This is a genomic window from Candidatus Mycoplasma haematominutum 'Birmingham 1' (genome assembly GCF_000319365.1).
Lineage (GTDB): Bacteria > Bacillota_I > Bacilli_A > Mycoplasmatales > Mycoplasmoidaceae > Eperythrozoon_A > Eperythrozoon_A haematominutum.
Window position 1 is genome coordinate 259,267 of sequence record NC_021007.1, and the last position, 14,738, is coordinate 274,004.

General features: G+C 34.6%; 18 protein-coding genes and 1 tRNA gene. 8 read left to right on the top strand and 11 right to left on the bottom strand.

Annotation, left to right across the window (positions count from 1 at the left end; all coding sequences use genetic code 4):
- Positions 1–4: 4 nt before the first annotated feature.
- From MHM_RS01375 to MHM_RS01385, 3 genes are read right to left on the bottom strand one after another with little or no spacing between them, the layout of a single operon-like run.
- Positions 5–337 carry a hypothetical protein gene (locus MHM_RS01375; RefSeq protein ID WP_015511646.1) on the bottom strand — a complete coding sequence of 111 codons (333 nt, stop codon included), beginning with the start codon at positions 335–337 and terminating at the stop codon, positions 5–7.
- A gap of 39 nt (positions 338–376) precedes the next feature.
- Complete coding sequence (locus MHM_RS01380) at positions 377–832, bottom strand: hypothetical protein (protein WP_015511647.1); 456 nt, start codon at positions 830–832, stop codon at positions 377–379.
- A complete protein-coding gene (locus MHM_RS01385) occupies positions 833–1,609 on the bottom strand; it encodes a TatD family hydrolase (protein WP_015511648.1) in 777 nt (258 codons plus the stop codon). It lies immediately after the preceding gene.
- Positions 1,610–1,953: 344 nt separating this feature from the next.
- On the opposite strand from MHM_RS01385, the gene MHM_RS03060 reads away from it, so the two are divergent.
- From MHM_RS03060 to MHM_RS01415, 6 genes are all read left to right on the top strand, one after another.
- Positions 1,954–2,424, top strand: a complete 471-nt coding sequence (locus tag MHM_RS03060; RefSeq protein ID WP_245529192.1) for a GTPase — start codon at positions 1,954–1,956, stop codon at positions 2,422–2,424.
- A gap of 33 nt (positions 2,425–2,457) precedes the next feature.
- Complete coding sequence (locus tag MHM_RS01395) at positions 2,458–3,192, top strand: hypothetical protein (RefSeq protein WP_015511650.1); 735 nt, start codon at positions 2,458–2,460, stop codon at positions 3,190–3,192.
- 5 nt (positions 3,193–3,197) lie between these two features.
- Positions 3,198–3,527, top strand: coding sequence for a 30S ribosomal protein S20 (rpsT, locus tag MHM_RS01400; protein ID WP_015511651.1), 330 nt, complete (start codon positions 3,198–3,200; stop codon positions 3,525–3,527).
- A gap of 30 nt (positions 3,528–3,557) precedes the next feature.
- On the top strand, positions 3,558–4,472 hold the full coding sequence (locus MHM_RS01405) for a DUF5385 family protein (RefSeq protein WP_015511652.1): 915 nt from the start codon (positions 3,558–3,560) through the stop codon (positions 4,470–4,472).
- A gap of 12 nt (positions 4,473–4,484) precedes the next feature.
- Entirely contained in the window at positions 4,485–5,714 is a 1,230-nt protein-coding gene (locus tag MHM_RS01410) for a hypothetical protein (RefSeq protein ID WP_015511653.1), read from the top strand.
- 98 nt (positions 5,715–5,812) lie between these two features.
- Positions 5,813–6,658 (top strand): DUF2779 domain-containing protein, encoded by an 846-nt coding sequence (locus MHM_RS01415; protein WP_043902102.1) that lies wholly within the window; start codon positions 5,813–5,815, stop codon positions 6,656–6,658.
- Here the strand turns inward: MHM_RS01415 and MHM_RS02840 are convergent.
- From MHM_RS02840 to atpD, 8 genes are all read right to left on the bottom strand, one after another.
- The gene (locus tag MHM_RS02840; protein ID WP_015511655.1) at positions 6,639–7,682 is read right to left on the bottom strand and encodes a phosphatidate cytidylyltransferase; all 1,044 of its coding nucleotides are present in this window, start codon (positions 7,680–7,682) and stop codon (positions 6,639–6,641) included. The two genes, MHM_RS01415 and MHM_RS02840, sit on opposite strands and share 20 nt — an antisense overlap.
- 135 nt (positions 7,683–7,817) lie before the next feature.
- Positions 7,818–8,408 carry a ribosome-recycling factor gene (locus MHM_RS01425; protein ID WP_015511656.1) on the bottom strand — a complete coding sequence of 197 codons (591 nt, stop codon included), beginning with the start codon at positions 8,406–8,408 and terminating at the stop codon, positions 7,818–7,820.
- Positions 8,409–8,411: 3 nt separating this feature from the next.
- The gene (locus MHM_RS01430) at positions 8,412–9,113 is read right to left on the bottom strand and encodes an amino acid kinase family protein (protein ID WP_043902201.1); all 702 of its coding nucleotides are present in this window, start codon (positions 9,111–9,113) and stop codon (positions 8,412–8,414) included.
- Between the two features lie 4 nt (positions 9,114–9,117).
- A complete protein-coding gene (locus tag MHM_RS01435; RefSeq protein WP_015511658.1) occupies positions 9,118–9,951 on the bottom strand; it encodes a hypothetical protein in 834 nt (277 codons plus the stop codon).
- Between the two features lie 92 nt (positions 9,952–10,043).
- A complete protein-coding gene (locus tag MHM_RS01440; RefSeq protein WP_043902104.1) occupies positions 10,044–10,646 on the bottom strand; it encodes a hypothetical protein in 603 nt (200 codons plus the stop codon).
- A gap of 212 nt (positions 10,647–10,858) precedes the next feature.
- Entirely contained in the window at positions 10,859–11,623 is a 765-nt protein-coding gene (locus MHM_RS01445) for a hypothetical protein (protein WP_015511660.1), read from the bottom strand.
- Positions 11,624–11,710: 87 nt separating this feature from the next.
- A complete protein-coding gene (locus MHM_RS01450) occupies positions 11,711–12,316 on the bottom strand; it encodes a hypothetical protein (protein ID WP_015511661.1) in 606 nt (201 codons plus the stop codon).
- A 19-nt stretch (positions 12,317–12,335) separates the two neighbouring features.
- Positions 12,336–13,763, bottom strand: coding sequence for a F0F1 ATP synthase subunit beta (gene atpD / locus MHM_RS01455; protein WP_015511662.1), 1,428 nt, complete (start codon positions 13,761–13,763; stop codon positions 12,336–12,338).
- A 174-nt stretch (positions 13,764–13,937) separates the two neighbouring features.
- On the opposite strand from atpD, the gene MHM_RS01460 reads away from it, so the two are divergent.
- Positions 13,938–14,013 (top strand) — tRNA-His (locus MHM_RS01460).
- Between the two features lie 34 nt (positions 14,014–14,047).
- Positions 14,048–14,707, top strand: coding sequence for a DUF402 domain-containing protein (locus tag MHM_RS01465; RefSeq protein ID WP_015511663.1), 660 nt, complete (start codon positions 14,048–14,050; stop codon positions 14,705–14,707).
- Positions 14,708–14,738: the final 31 nt, after the last annotated feature.

Below are 14,738 nucleotides of genomic sequence, written 5' to 3' on the forward strand. Positions count from 1 at the left end.
AAAATTAAGTTATTTCTTCACAGTGTTTCACTAGAATCTCGCATAAATTATGTGCAACTATCACTCAACCAGGAGAGACGGAATATTTTTTTTCAGCCTTTCCAGCAACAGAAGGTGAGGCTAACTTCAACCTAATTTCTCCTCCCTTTAACTTTTCTATAACAGCTGCATACCTCTTATTTATCTGCATTAAGCCATCAAATAGATTTAGCTTCACAAATTCTACATCTTCTGTTGCAAAAATCTTTGTAGGTCCAATTATTCGAACCCTAAGGGGTTCGTTGGGGGAGGTAAGTCTATTTACCCTGAGTCTCTGATGTTTGGGCTCGCTAATCACCTTAAAGCACTAAAATTTTAAATTTTATATTTCCAAATTTTAGAGTGCCTGCAACCTCCTCAACAAGAGAGTTAAGTTATCTGAAAAAGTACGTCTCTCCTGTATTTTTTTCCCTAAATCTGTTCCCAAGAAAGCTTCAAAATTTTCAATAACTGCAATTTTTAGTTGATCATGTAATCTTCTCAAACTGGCAGGTTCATCAAGATCATCATGAAAACCACAAATAGGCTCTCCTTCGGGAGGGCACCGGCTCTGTAAAACCTGTTTGGGGTTCAACTTTTCGAACATTCTCTTGCATAGAGACTTACGTTTTCGAATATTCAAGGCTACTCCCATTCCGGGAATTCTATAACTTACTATTAGCACTCATACTCTCTTCCTTCTTGGAGTTTTTTTATTTAATCTAGGATCGCTAGTTGATTCTCTAATCACTTCTAAGAGTCAATTGGGTTCAGTAGGTGCAATTCTGCGTTTCAATCCTATCTTTTTAACCACTTAAACTTTGGATAATAAGTTAAAAGCCTCTAGACTGTTTTTATAGATTTGGGCACTCATTCTATCCAGGGGAGTCCCCCTGACCTCTGAAACTATCCTCACTAGAGATCTACAAATTGCTGAACCGGAAGCTAGAAATGGAGCATCACTTTCCACGAGAATACGATCCTCAGGCACTAAAGGAATTAGCTCCTGAAATTTTTGAAAATTTCTAAATACTAGGGGAGAGAGAGAAATATAGTATCTCTTTAAAATTTGCTGAAACTTTTTTAATTCTTCAGCAGTTCCATCAAATGAGTGAATAATTAACTTAAGGTGACTATATTCTCCTAATACCTCTAAAGCTTCAGTGTGGGCATTTCTCAGGTGCAGTATTACAGGTAACTCAAATTTAGAAGCTAGTTCTAACTGCATTTTCAGTCACTTGACTTGATGTTCGAGTGAAGCCTCTCTAGTTACCTTGTAGAAATCAAGCCCACATTCTCCTATTGCAACAATTTTTTCATTTTCAAGTATTAATTTTTGAAGCGCTTTAGAGGTTTCATCAAAATCTTCCTCAAATTTACTGATATATAGTGGATGGACTCCTACTGCGCAGTAGACATTTCTTAGCTTTTCTGACTGCCGCACTACCAAATAGGACTCAGGAAGAGAGGTAGCTACATTCAAAAATTGAAATCGAGGCTCTAATTGAAGTAGAGATGCTACTTTATCCCTAAACTGATCGGCACCGAAATGGATATGAGTTTCGAAATAACTGTAGTCTAATTTAGTCACTAATTACAGAAATTTCAAACAATTGAAAATACTATCCTCTCCATCTACACAAATCTCTTACATATATTTCTAAGATCATGCCCTTTATCTCCCTTATAGTTTTACTAACAGATAGTAGAGTTCCCCTACTAGAATCCCTATATCTAAGAGAAATCAAGAAAAGATGACCTCAAAAACATGTTTTGTCTATTTTTACTAAGGCAGACCTGGTAGAGAAGAGTAAATCTAATACTGCCTTTAATCTCTTCCAGCCTAGTGCTAGGCACAAAATAATAAAACTTCTTAAATCAAGTCTCTCGGGATTAAAACTTAATCCTCGAGAAAATACTAATTCTATTGTAGTTATGGGAGGGGCTAATAGCGGTAAATCTAGTTTTATAAATTTACTAGTTAAGCAGCAGAAAGCTAAGCGAACTGCTGAGCCCGGGACTACTAGAGGTATCTCAAGACATAAAATTCCGCAAACGAATCTCCTGCTTTATGACTGTCCTGGTTTTTTTCCAGATAAAGCTGATAAAAATTTAGCAGCACTACTTCAATTACTCAATTTTCTCCCCACAACTCCTGATAGTGCTATTAACTATTCAGAATGGGGCTTTAACTACCTATTAGAAAAACATCCTACAAGACTAAAAAATTGAATTAATCTTGCTGATTTAAATTCTCTAGACTACTATTCTTTTTTAAAAAATATAGCTCTTAAATATAAGTTAATAGAAAAAAAAGGTGAGTTATCTTTAGGTAGAGCTGAAGAGAAATTCATTAATCTAGTTAGAAAGGGAGAATTTGGTAGGATTACCTGAGAGTTAAGTTAATCTAAAATGCTAAAATTTCTAAAATTTTAGGGTATGGAGAGAAATGTCGGAGGGAGTAGACCCCTCTCTCCTAGGCGAATAAAAAAAGATTTTTTTAGATTAAAACTGGAGGAAAATAATCTATATCAGAATTTACTGTGCTGCTTTGAGCAAAATTATCCTGCTAGAAATCGTATATTTAAGAAATATAGTGAGAAAATATTGACAGTTTCCCTATTCTTATTTACAACTTCCTCTTTTCTATATAAAAATAGAAAGAAGAATATGGGAGAGCTTTCTAATTTTCACTGGAGAAATCATATTCAAAAATTTCCAAGGAGAAGTATGTTAGATTTTGTAAACTGTTCCCTTCTATATATGATCGAATATAACCATTTTTTAGAAGTTGATAAAAAAGAAATTAAAAGTTATCTTCCTAAAGAATTACCTTCATTCGAACGAGCATACTACTGAACTGTATTAAAAAAGTATTCTAGCAATAACCGAAGAGAGAATCTTATTGGACTGCCCTTTGACAAATATATAGAGTTAATCTCTCTATCCCTAAGATTGTTTGAGTTAATTAGATATGAAATTCCTAAAAATTACTCTAAGGTAATTGAACTAATAGAATTGTCAGATAATTGAAAGAAAAAAGTCACTGAAATTTTTAACTATAGTGCTGAGTATATTGCATTTCTCTATTTCATAAATATTAGAAAGAGGGGGGGATTTTTTCAGAGCAAGTGAATTAGATTCCTCTGGATAATTTCGCTGATATTTAAATAGAACTTATGGCTAAAGTCAAGATAAAACCAAGGTCTCTTTCCCGAAAGAAAGCCCATAAAAAAGAAATGCAGAGATATGAATTACGCAGAAAAAGTAGAAAACTAATTAAAAAGCAAATTTCCTCTCTTTTTCCAAGAGAGCAGTCTAACACCCCGCAAGAAATTAACTTAACAGAAAAGCAAAATCTACTTTCTCTACTGTATAAAACTTTAGATAGTCATCAAAGCAAGGGGCTAATATCTAAGGGCAGAGTAAATAGATTGAAGTCTCGTTGCACTAAAAAATTCAATACATTATTTCTTTTCGGTTCTAATCCTACTGTAAAAACAGCCTAAAACACCCAGAGTCTTAAAAAAGTAGGGAGGATGCTCTCCTCCCTCTTTTTAAGCTCTTTAGGGAGCGGTTTCGCTTCCGTTGTACCTGTTGCGCTTGTAATAGCAACATTCTGGTTTGTTGCGAAAAAAAAGAGAGAGAAATCAAATCGAGTTAAACGGAAGGAAGATGCTTGATATATTCTCAAAGACTACCTTAAACGATCAGGAAGGCAAGGCTATAGAGTTTACGATTTGAGGCTTTATCCCAGAACTAATATCATTATCTCACTCAGAGACTATATTAAAACCTCCAGGGAGTCTCTGGAAAAGGAAAATGCAAGACTTTTAAATCGAAAAGTTGAGAGAAAATCTCTAAAAACCGTTATGGTTGACAAGTGGACCGGAAAGTGAAAAAAAATCTCTTTTCCGCTCGAGGAGAAATATCATCGAGAGTTGGAGCTCCAAACTTTAAAGGTGCTCGCCGCTCAATCCTCCTACTATCAGTCTTATCTACAGGAATATAACAATTGGTCAACTAAGGCTGAATTTCAAGAGTTAATTAAAGGTAAATTGATTGGTGAGAGTTTAGCGAAACTTACTAAAAATAAAAAATTAGGCTCTAGAAGTCGATACCTAGTATGTTTTAAAACTATCGACAGAGAGGGCAGAATTACAGACTGGGAAGCCATTGAAGTTGAACTTTTAAAAGTGCCGAGAAAGGCTGGAGCAGACAAATACAAGATATTATTCACTGCAATTATTGATTACAGAAAAGAACTTCACTGAATTTATTCACTGCAATTGCGACACTATAAAGATAAAAGGGAAGCTTTAAAAAATGCTGAACGTGAAGCTAGGGCTCAGGCAAGAAGAGTTAAAACTGGCAAAATTATCTACAAAATATTCTTCCTAGATTATTTAATTCCAGCGGCAACTTTCATTAGGAATAAAGTCAGAAAAAATTAATTTTTTGCCCTAGTGAGAGAGGAGCTCTCAAAAGTTTTTGCACTGAATTATCACGCTTTGCAGCACTCTTTTGAAGTGCCTCTAGAATGTGCGTTTCTACAGAAAGAAGAGATTTTAGAGCTGTTAGAAACGAACGCAAATAGTGAATCAACTATGAATTTTTATGGACTCAATTTCACTAGGGAAGAGCAAAAAAAATTAATACTGCAGAAACTAAATAAAAAAGCTGAAGAACATAAAAAAAGTGAATATTGAGAAACTTTATTGCGCAATTTTGGACTTCAACTGTTGGATACCTGAACATTCGAGGGAGATGCTGCAACGTGAACTCAATTTATAAAAAATCGAATTTTAAGTCGTGAAAAAGCTATTATTCTAAATCCCCTAATTGAAGTGCAAATAGAGAATTTCTATAGACCCATACAATTACAGCCCGCTGCAATCGTTTATTACAAACAAAGCTTTACATTGCTACTTCAAACCCACTCTAAAAATACTGGAAAATCTTTCTTCGGAGCTTTCATTTTCTATGATTACTTTTTTCGAAATTTCCTCTCTATTGAATTTAGTGAAACGGCTCTCTTCCATGTAGTTAATAATGGAGAGATAAATTATTATTTCACACTCCCTCTAATTATGAAACCTAACTCCCTAACTTCTGCTGCTGCAAATTATTGTCCAATTTACAAAGCTTTGGGGCTCTCAAAACCTCACTTTCAGTCATCTATATTCTCAGAATTTTTAACTGAGGCTGAATGGGAGCATCTATTTTATACTGTAGACACGAATGCTATCAAAGGAGGCTCTGATAGTGAAATTGAATTTATTGCAAACTTAAATTCATTCAAAACGAAGATAGTGCCTCGCTTAAAAAAATTAGATGATTTGGCGCAACGAATGGAATGCTCGCTACCTGATAAATTAGAAGTTTCTAACTGATATAAATGTCTTGATTGAGGTAATTTTCTCTCTATCAATTCTCTGAAAACCCACTATTTAGAAACTAGAAATTCCAAACTTTTTCCTATTGAGGGCAAACTTTTCAAAGCTGGAATCTCTCTATTGTTTCCTAAATATCCGATTTTGCGTTCCCCTCTAATTGATATACGCAAAGCCTTCTCTATTCTTGAAAAACTAGAAGATCAATTATCTAGCAAGGGGGAAGATTCCCCTAATTTTGAAAATTTTTTAAGTTTTATTTTTGGTACTCGAAACTCAAAAAAAATAAAGAGAGAAAATTAAACTCCTCTATTTTTTCAAGAGAGGGAGAGGAATTACTTAAAAACAAGATACTCAATGTTAGGTGAAAAGTTTACTATGACTTTGAGTCTTGAGAGAATATGCTTACTCAACTTTCAGTTCAGATTTTTAGGGAAGAAAGCTTATTTTCTCAGAGAGACTTAATAAAAGATCCGGCTTCGAGTGATGAAGACTTTTATACTGAATGCATTCAAGAGTTAGTTGCGCCTATAAATAAGGAAATTGACTTAAACGCTTACAGTAGAAAACCACTAGACAACTTAATTGCACAGCTTCAAAGTAAGGTCGTATATGTTGCATTCAACAAAACCTTTGAATGTACCTGACTCTCTAAGCTAAGTCAAATGGTTTTTAGTGAGCGGGATTGTCCCAAGTCTATTTTCTGCATTCTAATACGAGAGTTAACAGTTGATTTAAGTGATTGATTTAGACTTTCTGCTTACAGCTCCCTAAATCTTATTGGACCTCTCTTAGGCTCTCATACTCTCAAAAAATTAGCTGGTGTAGTTCAAGTGGAGGGGAGAAAGCAGTACGATCAACTGGAATGAGTGCAGGAAGGAAGGACTGCTTCCCTACTCTATCTGTATTTTTATGCAGAAATATTTAATATAGACAATATTCAAAGACTGTGCAATGAGCAATTATCCCCCTCCCATTGAATTAAAGGAGAGTCGGAGAGAAATTTAAAAGAGTGAACTAAGATAAGTGCTCTATTGAAGGAATATTGCTACTATGATGTTCAAAATATGGTGGATGGGGTCAATTGACTAAAAAAACAATATGCAGCGAATAAAGCTTCCTTAGTTTCCCAAACGGAAATTCTCTCAACAGTTGCTTGACTTAAAAGTTTGAGTGCAACTCAATTAGAAAAACTTTTAGGTTCCTATATAGGTCTACAGGATGCTCCTAGGGAATCCCGATCGTAGAGTTTTTAGCTGCATAAAAAATTCAGATAACCACTGAAGAAAATACAAGGGCTGGTGCAAGACTATCAAATCTATCCCAAAAGCCTCCCACCTGCCTTCCAAACATCCTTCCAAAGTTCTTATACCCTAATATTCTCTTACATACACTAAAAGATTGATCTCCCAGGTGAATTAATATAGAGGCACCTAGTATCCAAAGTCAAATTAACCAGGTAGGTAGCTCACAAGATAACTCCTTATGTTTGAAACTTTCTGTTTCGAAAATTCCAAACATAAACAGTCTGAAACAGATGAATGAGACTATTAGAGAGGCAAAAAAGCCCTCCACTGTTTTAGAGGAACTAAATTTAGAAAATCTAGTTTTTCCGAAGTGTCTCCCAAATATAAATGCGAAAGAATTATTAAAAAATGTAAGGCAGAGGCAGGTAATTACTACCCAAATGGGAAAATAAAGGGAAAGTAGAAAAAAAGTACTTCAACCTAAAAAATGTCATCTCAATAATTTTCCCCCAGAGCGTTGAATGCCGACTTTTTCTTTCTCTGAAAGCCCGGAAAGTAAAAACTTAGAGAGAAATTTTCAACCTACTCAGTTAACTCCTAAAAAATAAAGTTGAAAGCCAAAATAATGTGTAATTTTCCCAATTGCTTCCTTAGAGTTATTGCCTCCATTACCTGAGCTGCTAGAAGAGGAAGCTAATTGGTCAATTCCTAAAAAGAGTAGGGGACCTAAAGTGATTCCAGTCAGCACAAATCTGTGTAATTTAGTTTTTGAATACATCTTTGGCGGTACGATCAGCAGCAATATTTCATCCAGACTTTTATAGACTAGAAAAATTCCAGGAAGTATCAAAATTGCTGCAAATGTCCATCTTAAAGTTACTCCATGTGAAGATAGAGAGCCAATAGAGGGAGCATTTATGAAAGATAGCACAATCAAAATAAAAATGAAAAAAAGAAATAATCACACAGTATGTCTCATACGCTCTTTTTTTTCATCTACAGAAATTCAAATAGTGGAAAGCATTCTAATTTAAGGAAGAATTTCCCCCTAAAAAGGGGGCGCTTCCTAAGTTATTCCCTAAAGATAATTAAGTAGAGTTGTAAGTCTACTAGTGAAAATTTTTTGCACTAAAAAGAAAATCTTAACCTTTCACTTCTTCTAAATTGATCTAAATTCTCTCTCCTTTTTAGTCCATTCTACATCTAATTCAGCAAGATATTTAGAAATTTCCTGCTCTAGTAAATCTCTATTGGAAAATTTCTCATTATCTGAAGTGTACCAATTTTTAAAGTTTTTCTGCAATTCCTTTCGCTTATTTCTGAGTGCTATTCTCGCTTCTTCCACTACTTGCTTACTATTTTTAATTTTTTCCTCCCTTATTTCTGCAGTAGGTTCCGGAACTGTACATTTAAATTCTCCATCTTTCAAATTAATAGTTATGTTAGGCTTAGCCTTCTTAATAGTTTTTTCAATTTCATGTAATAATTTCTGAGTGGCTATGTAAGGCTTAATTAAAAGTACCCTAGCTTTTTCTAAATTAATAGCAGCTAATTCTGACAAATTTTGCATCACTCCTTCATTTTCTACCTTTAGAGAGTAAAAGTGCACAGGATTTAATCTAGAGATACTAAACTCCTCTAATTTTTCATTCATTCTCTTTTTAATTTTTTGGAAATCTTGACTTAACTCAGCACTTCAATCCCTAATGTCAGAAGTGACAGACTTTGAAGTTGCGTATTTCTTTCCCAAGTCTTAACTTACCTCTGAAAGTGGAATCTCCCTATTTAAAGCTTTAATAAAACAATTTTCTACTTCTTGATTAAAGACTAAGAGTTTTAGATTATTTTTCTTAGCTAATTGTAGGGAGGCTTGATCTAATACCTGAATATTTTCTCGAATTAGCTGGTCATAACTTAATTCACTGTAAAAGGTTGCATCAGAGAATACATTTGGATCTTTGTTATATATACCAGATACTCCTTCTTTTCCAATAAGTATCTGTGAAGCTCCTATTTCTATTGCTCGAATTATTGCGGCGCTATCAGTGCTAAACTGAGGCTCTCCTAGTCCCCCAGCAAAAATTAACACTTCCCCTGAATTTATCAATTTATCAATCAGGGTAATATCGTATCGAGCTGTCACTCTCTCAATTTCTAGCGCTGAAAATAACTTAGTTGCCACCCCTAGGCTTTTTAGGGCTTTCTCCAGTACGAAGCCGTTCATGACCGTAGAAATCATTCCAATATAGTCTCGTTCATGAACTGATAAAAAACTTAACTTTTCCTCCTTGCCCCTTCAGATGTTTCCTCCTCCAATAACAATTCCTATCAGATAATTTTGAGATAGCTCCCTAATTTGAATAGCTAGGGAGATTAATTTTTGTTCACTATATATATCTTCAGTGCCGCAAACGGCTCCTCCGCTTAACTTTAGAAGTAATCTAGGCTTCTTCAAATAACTATTTAGGTAGTAAATTTTCACTCAAATTGAAATTCAACGCAGTCCCCCTTAATCGTGCTGAAATCTGTTCAAATGAAGTGCTTAAAAAAAAGAAGTAACGCTCCAAAATTATTAGTGAAATAATATTTTGCGTGCCTATCTCTAGTAAATGAGGTAACTTTTTAAATTCCAACTTTTTCGTCTCCCTATTAAATTGAGCAGCTCCGCTTCCCATAAAAATAGGAATTAAGCTGATTTCCTTCCTGAATGCAAATATTACAATCCCATATTCCTGAAATAACACACTAGGAGTAAACACTAAAAAAGAAAATTCTCTTAAAAATGCACTAATCTCAGGAGAGCTATATAGCAGATAATCTAGAGAGAGAAAGACATAACATTGAGTCCCTTTATTTTGATGTTTAAAGTTTCTAACTGCCTCAAATAATTCTAGATTAATGTTTTTTAACTTACTAATTCAAATTAAACTTTTGTTTTTATGATTGCAGTTGGAATGGTCTAATAATTTTTCTAATGAGTACACTTGATTTTCAGAGAATCTAGTTTTAAGCTCTAAATCATCGCTAAATATTATTCAGTTAGCATCAATTTTTAAATATTTAAAGATAAGACGATTCACATAATATTGGTTAAATTGAAACGAAACTAAATGAGTGTCTTCGATTCCCAAAAAAGTAGCAAAATGCGCCCTTAATTTTTCTACTTTTTGAGCGTACTCTAATGCCTTAGAGTGGGACTTATTCTGTATACTTCCTGCAAACTCCCTGAAATAAGTTCTAATAACTTCTTCAGGTGAGAAAAACTCATATTTACTAACCCTAGCTGGTGCCAAAACTTTTAACCCTTTAAGTATTTAAAGGTTACGGAATTTCACACCCCCTTTAAGGGGGTTTAAATACTACAGCTTGATTTAGTTTTTCCTAGCTAACAAAGCTGAAATTCCGGAAAATCAGATAGATTGAGAGCGTACTCAATATTCAACCTAGGATTAAATGCAATTAGTTTTGTAATATTTTCGAAATTCGGTAGGGAATTTTCGATGCCTTCCATATAAATCGAATAAATTTTTTGGGCAACCTCATCACTTAGATAGCTTCTTGAATCCAAGTATAGATATATTAGACTTCGGTTTATCAAAAAAGAATTAGACTCTGCAAAATTATCAAAATGGGGTATTGCGTCCTCAACTCAATTTCTGAGATAATTTATAGTTCGATTACCCAATATCTTAATTTTCTGAGTAGGCTCTTCATTTAGCTCTCAATTACAAAGATAGAAATCTCTCCTCCTCTCTAAAAATCTATTTAAACTAGAAAATTTAAAAACTGACTGAATTAAATTATCACTTAAACTAGGATCAAAAGCTGATCTCTGTAAATTTCTCAAAGTGTCATTATGAAGTGATCTCTCTAGGGGAAAGTTAAATGCATCTCCTGGAATTTCCCTAAATATCTTGAAATAAATTCCTCCGCTTAATACATATTGACCCAGATTGCACACTGTATCTCTCAAAATATCTTTGGGCAAGGCTTCTAGTTCAGACGATCAGGAAATGCATTCAGCTCAAAACTCAAGTTCAGTTTTCCTGAAGTGTTTGGCTAGACAATCTTTTATATTCGGGTTAAAAAAATTGAAGAATTGTAATTCAGAGAGACTTCTGGCGCTGTAACAAATCGTGACAACTCTGTCAGTTAAACTATAAAGCTCTAGACTAATTACCCTCTCCGTCTGGAGAAAATTTAGCTAGACTTTTTTAGCAATTCGATCAACTTTTGATTCTGACATTCAATAATCACTCGTCGCAATTCACTTACCTGATTTGAAATTTCAATTAATTCTCTATTTAATTTATTTCAATTAGCATGATACTTATCTAGTTGTTTACTGTAGGAAGAAATTTCTATTTTTATCTCTTCCTCCTTAGTTAAATATTGAGAAAACATATTCTCAAATTCTGCTTTTCTGTTATTTAATTCATATTGTTTTTGAATAAGTTCCTGTAATTTTTCTTTATTGAGTTCCCCGGAAGCTTTAGAGCCTATTTCATCTCATTCTTTTTCTAATTCTTCCTCTTCTGCAGTTAATGCATCACCTTTAGGTTGATGCTCTGCTGCTTGCTTGTAATTCTCATTTCCCTCAGTTATTTTCGCCTCCCTCTCCTGCACCATAGCTGCAATTTTTTTACTGAGATCCTCTGACTCCCTATAAAGTTGAGTTTGCTTCCTCGTCAAATCCTTTAGATAGTTTTCTAGATTTCAATATTTATTCAATTCTTTTTCAGGTAATATTTTTAGAAAATACTCTCCAAATAAAGCGTCGGAACGCACAATTTCTCCATTGCCTAACTCCGAGTGAAAAAATATTTCCCTCCAAATCATCTCCCTAACATTATGTTTCTCTATATCGGTCCAGTTGAGTTTACTATCAATGCAAATGGTGGAAATATCATGCACTAAATGGTCTAGAATCTCCTTTTGATGGTCCGAAAGTTTTACCTCAGACATACTAAACTATTAGAAAGTTCAGGGAGAACTTCCTATCTCTTAAACGAGATAAGAAGTCTACCTACTTTTACCTTTAAGTGAAGTTAACTATCTAGACTTAGATTTCTTGGTATTTTTTGCTTTCTTAGAAGAAACTGGTGGCATCGACCTAGGCTTCAAAACTGCAAATCCTTCATCTTTTTTCGGTCGGCCCCGCTTTTTAGAGTCTATTGCAGCCGACTTAGCGGTAGGGCTAGAAGATTTAGCGCCGACATTATTTTTGGACTTATCTACCTCTTCTACTTTCACAACTGGAGACTGTTCCACCTGTGGAGGCACTTCTGTAGAGCTAGGTTGAACCTTACTTAATGTTTTTGCAGGAGGCTTAGGAGTTGACTTCTTGACTGTAATAGCTGGTTTAACCGAACCTTTAGTAGAAGTTGAAGGAACAGCTGACTTTTTAACCGAAGGCCTAATAGCAGTTGTTGCTTTAGCTTTCTTTGCGTCCTTCTTCTCTAACTTTAGAGGTTTTTTAGCTGTTTCCGCTTTCTTACCTTTCTTAGGTGCATCAGACTTTAACTTCTCTGAGATTCTATTAGCTATTAAAGTTCAACCCTCCTTAATCTTCTCAATCATTCTCTCCTCAAAATCATCTATCTTCTTATGAAACTTCTTTAGACTGATTTTTTGTCTTAAATCCTTAAGGGAACTCATATAACTTAGTTTTTAATCTCTAACTTAATTTTCTCTTTTCCCTTTGGATCTCTTCAGCTTTTTTCTTCGCATCTTCTATATCTCCCACATAGAAGAAAGCTTCCTCAGGTAAGCTATCTACCTCTCCTGTTAGTATTGCTTTGAAAGATTTTAGTGTTTCTGCTCTAGTTAAATATTTTCCTGGAATATTCGTAAATTTTTCAGCAACAAAAAATGGTTGAGAGAAGAAGTTCCTAATTTTTCTCGCTCTATAGACTAATTTTTTATCTTCATCTGAAAGTTCATCAATACCTAAGATAGAGATAATATCCTGCAATTCTTCATATTTTTGGAGTACTTTAACCACTTCTGAGGCAATAGCATAGTGTTCTTCTCCTACTATTCTAGGTACTAACAAGTTAGAAGAGGAGAGTAGGGGAGAAATTGCTGGGTAGAGTCCAAATGAAGCTATTTTTCTGTCTAATACAATTTTCGCATCTAGGTGGGCGAAGATAGCTGCAGGTGCTGGATCTGTTAAGTCATCGGCCGGTACGTATACTGCCTGAACTGAAGTTATAGAACCGCGTTTCGTAGAGGTAATTCGCTCCTGTAATTTTCCCATTTCATATGCAAGAGTAGGTTGATATCCTACAGCGGAGGGAGTTCTCCCTAATAGTGCTGAAATTTCGGAACCGGCCTGGGTAAATCTAAAAATATTATCAACAAATAGAAGTACATCTTTTGAGAGATCATCCCTAAAATATTCTGCCATAGTTAAACCACTAAAAGCTACCCTTAATCTCGCGCCGGGTACCTCATTCATCTGACCAAAAAGTAAAACAGTATTTTTTAAAACTCCGCTATTCAACATCTCGAAATAAAGGTCATTCCCCTCCCTAGAACGTTCGCCAACGCCTACGAAAATAGAGAGTCCTCCGTGTTTTATTGCAATATTGTGAATTAATTCCTGTACAACTACTGTTTTTCCTACTCCTGCACCTCCAAATAATCCAATTTTCCCTCCCTTAGCATATGGAATTAATAAGTCAATGATTTTTATACCAGTCTCAACGAGCTCTATATTTTCAGTCTGTTGATCAAAGTTAGGCGGTGCGGCATGAATTGATCTACTTTCCAACCCCTCTTCAGGTAGAGGGGGTAAATTGTCTATAGTTTCTCCAACTACATTAAACATTCTTCCCAGAGTTTGGAGCCCTACTGGAACTTTCAAAGGGGCACCGGTTCTGATCACTTTCATTCCTCTTTTTAAACCTATTGTCTGAGTTAATGCAATTGTCCTTACTCTTCCATCACCTAAAAGTTGAGCTACCTCAAATACAGCTGAAACTCCATCTAGTTTTATTTCTCTAGATATCTCTATTTTTTCATAGATTGCAGGCTGAGATTTCAGTGGAAAAACCATATCCACAATAGGTCCAGAAATTTGAGAAATATAGCCTGACTCCAGAGCGACTATTTAACTAGCCAAAAAGTGTAAAAAAATAATAAAAATCTAAACTTTTAGATTAGACCTATTACTTTGAAAAAAAGAAGTAAGGTTTAGTGAATGGACAATAAAAATGTAGTTAAAAGCTTACTTTTTAAACTATCGTAAATTTTAGCTCTATTCTCGGTTTTTCTGGCGGTTATGGTGAAATGGTCAACACACCTGATTGTGGTCCAGGCATGTATGGGTTCGAATCCCATTAATCGCCCCATAAAATTAATGCATAAAAAAATATCTCAGAATTAGTGAATAAAAACAAAAGACAATTAATGATTCATGTCTACAAGCAAGATGCAAACTTATTTAAAACTATTGAAAAGCATTACTGCATTTTCGAAAATCCCTCCCTCTGGGTATTTTTCCTCCCCCCTTTTAAAGCTGAGCTAATTAAGGAGGTAGTTGACTCTGGTGGAGAACGAGAAAAATTCTATAAATTTAGAAAATATTCCGTCTCCACGAATCGGCACCCTATTTTTCTCTTTTTTTGAAGGGAACACTGATTTAATTTATCTCTTACCTTGAAACCTGAAAAACGTTTCACACTCCTGCTAAAAATATCATCCCCTCCGATAGTAGAGGAGAATACTCTCAAATTTATAGATTTTGACTTAAGCCTAAAGCTAACAGATAGCCGGGAACTATCGCTCTTAAACAGTGAGGATCATATTCTAAATTGCACAAAATTTAAATACTCCCAGAATCTACAAAAGCAAATTTCTAAGACAATTAGAACAGTATTTAAGTTACTAAAAAACAATTGATTTGATACTTTTACCTCTGAAGAATTTATCTCTTCTCTGTGAGCCCAAGTAACAACCCTTCTTGGCAAGACTCAGGCCGAATTATTAGTAAAAAAAGAAGATAAAAATACCATAGAAAGACTAGAGATAGATGAATTTGAATAACTAAGGTTGTAGGATTTTAAGAGGGGGGGGC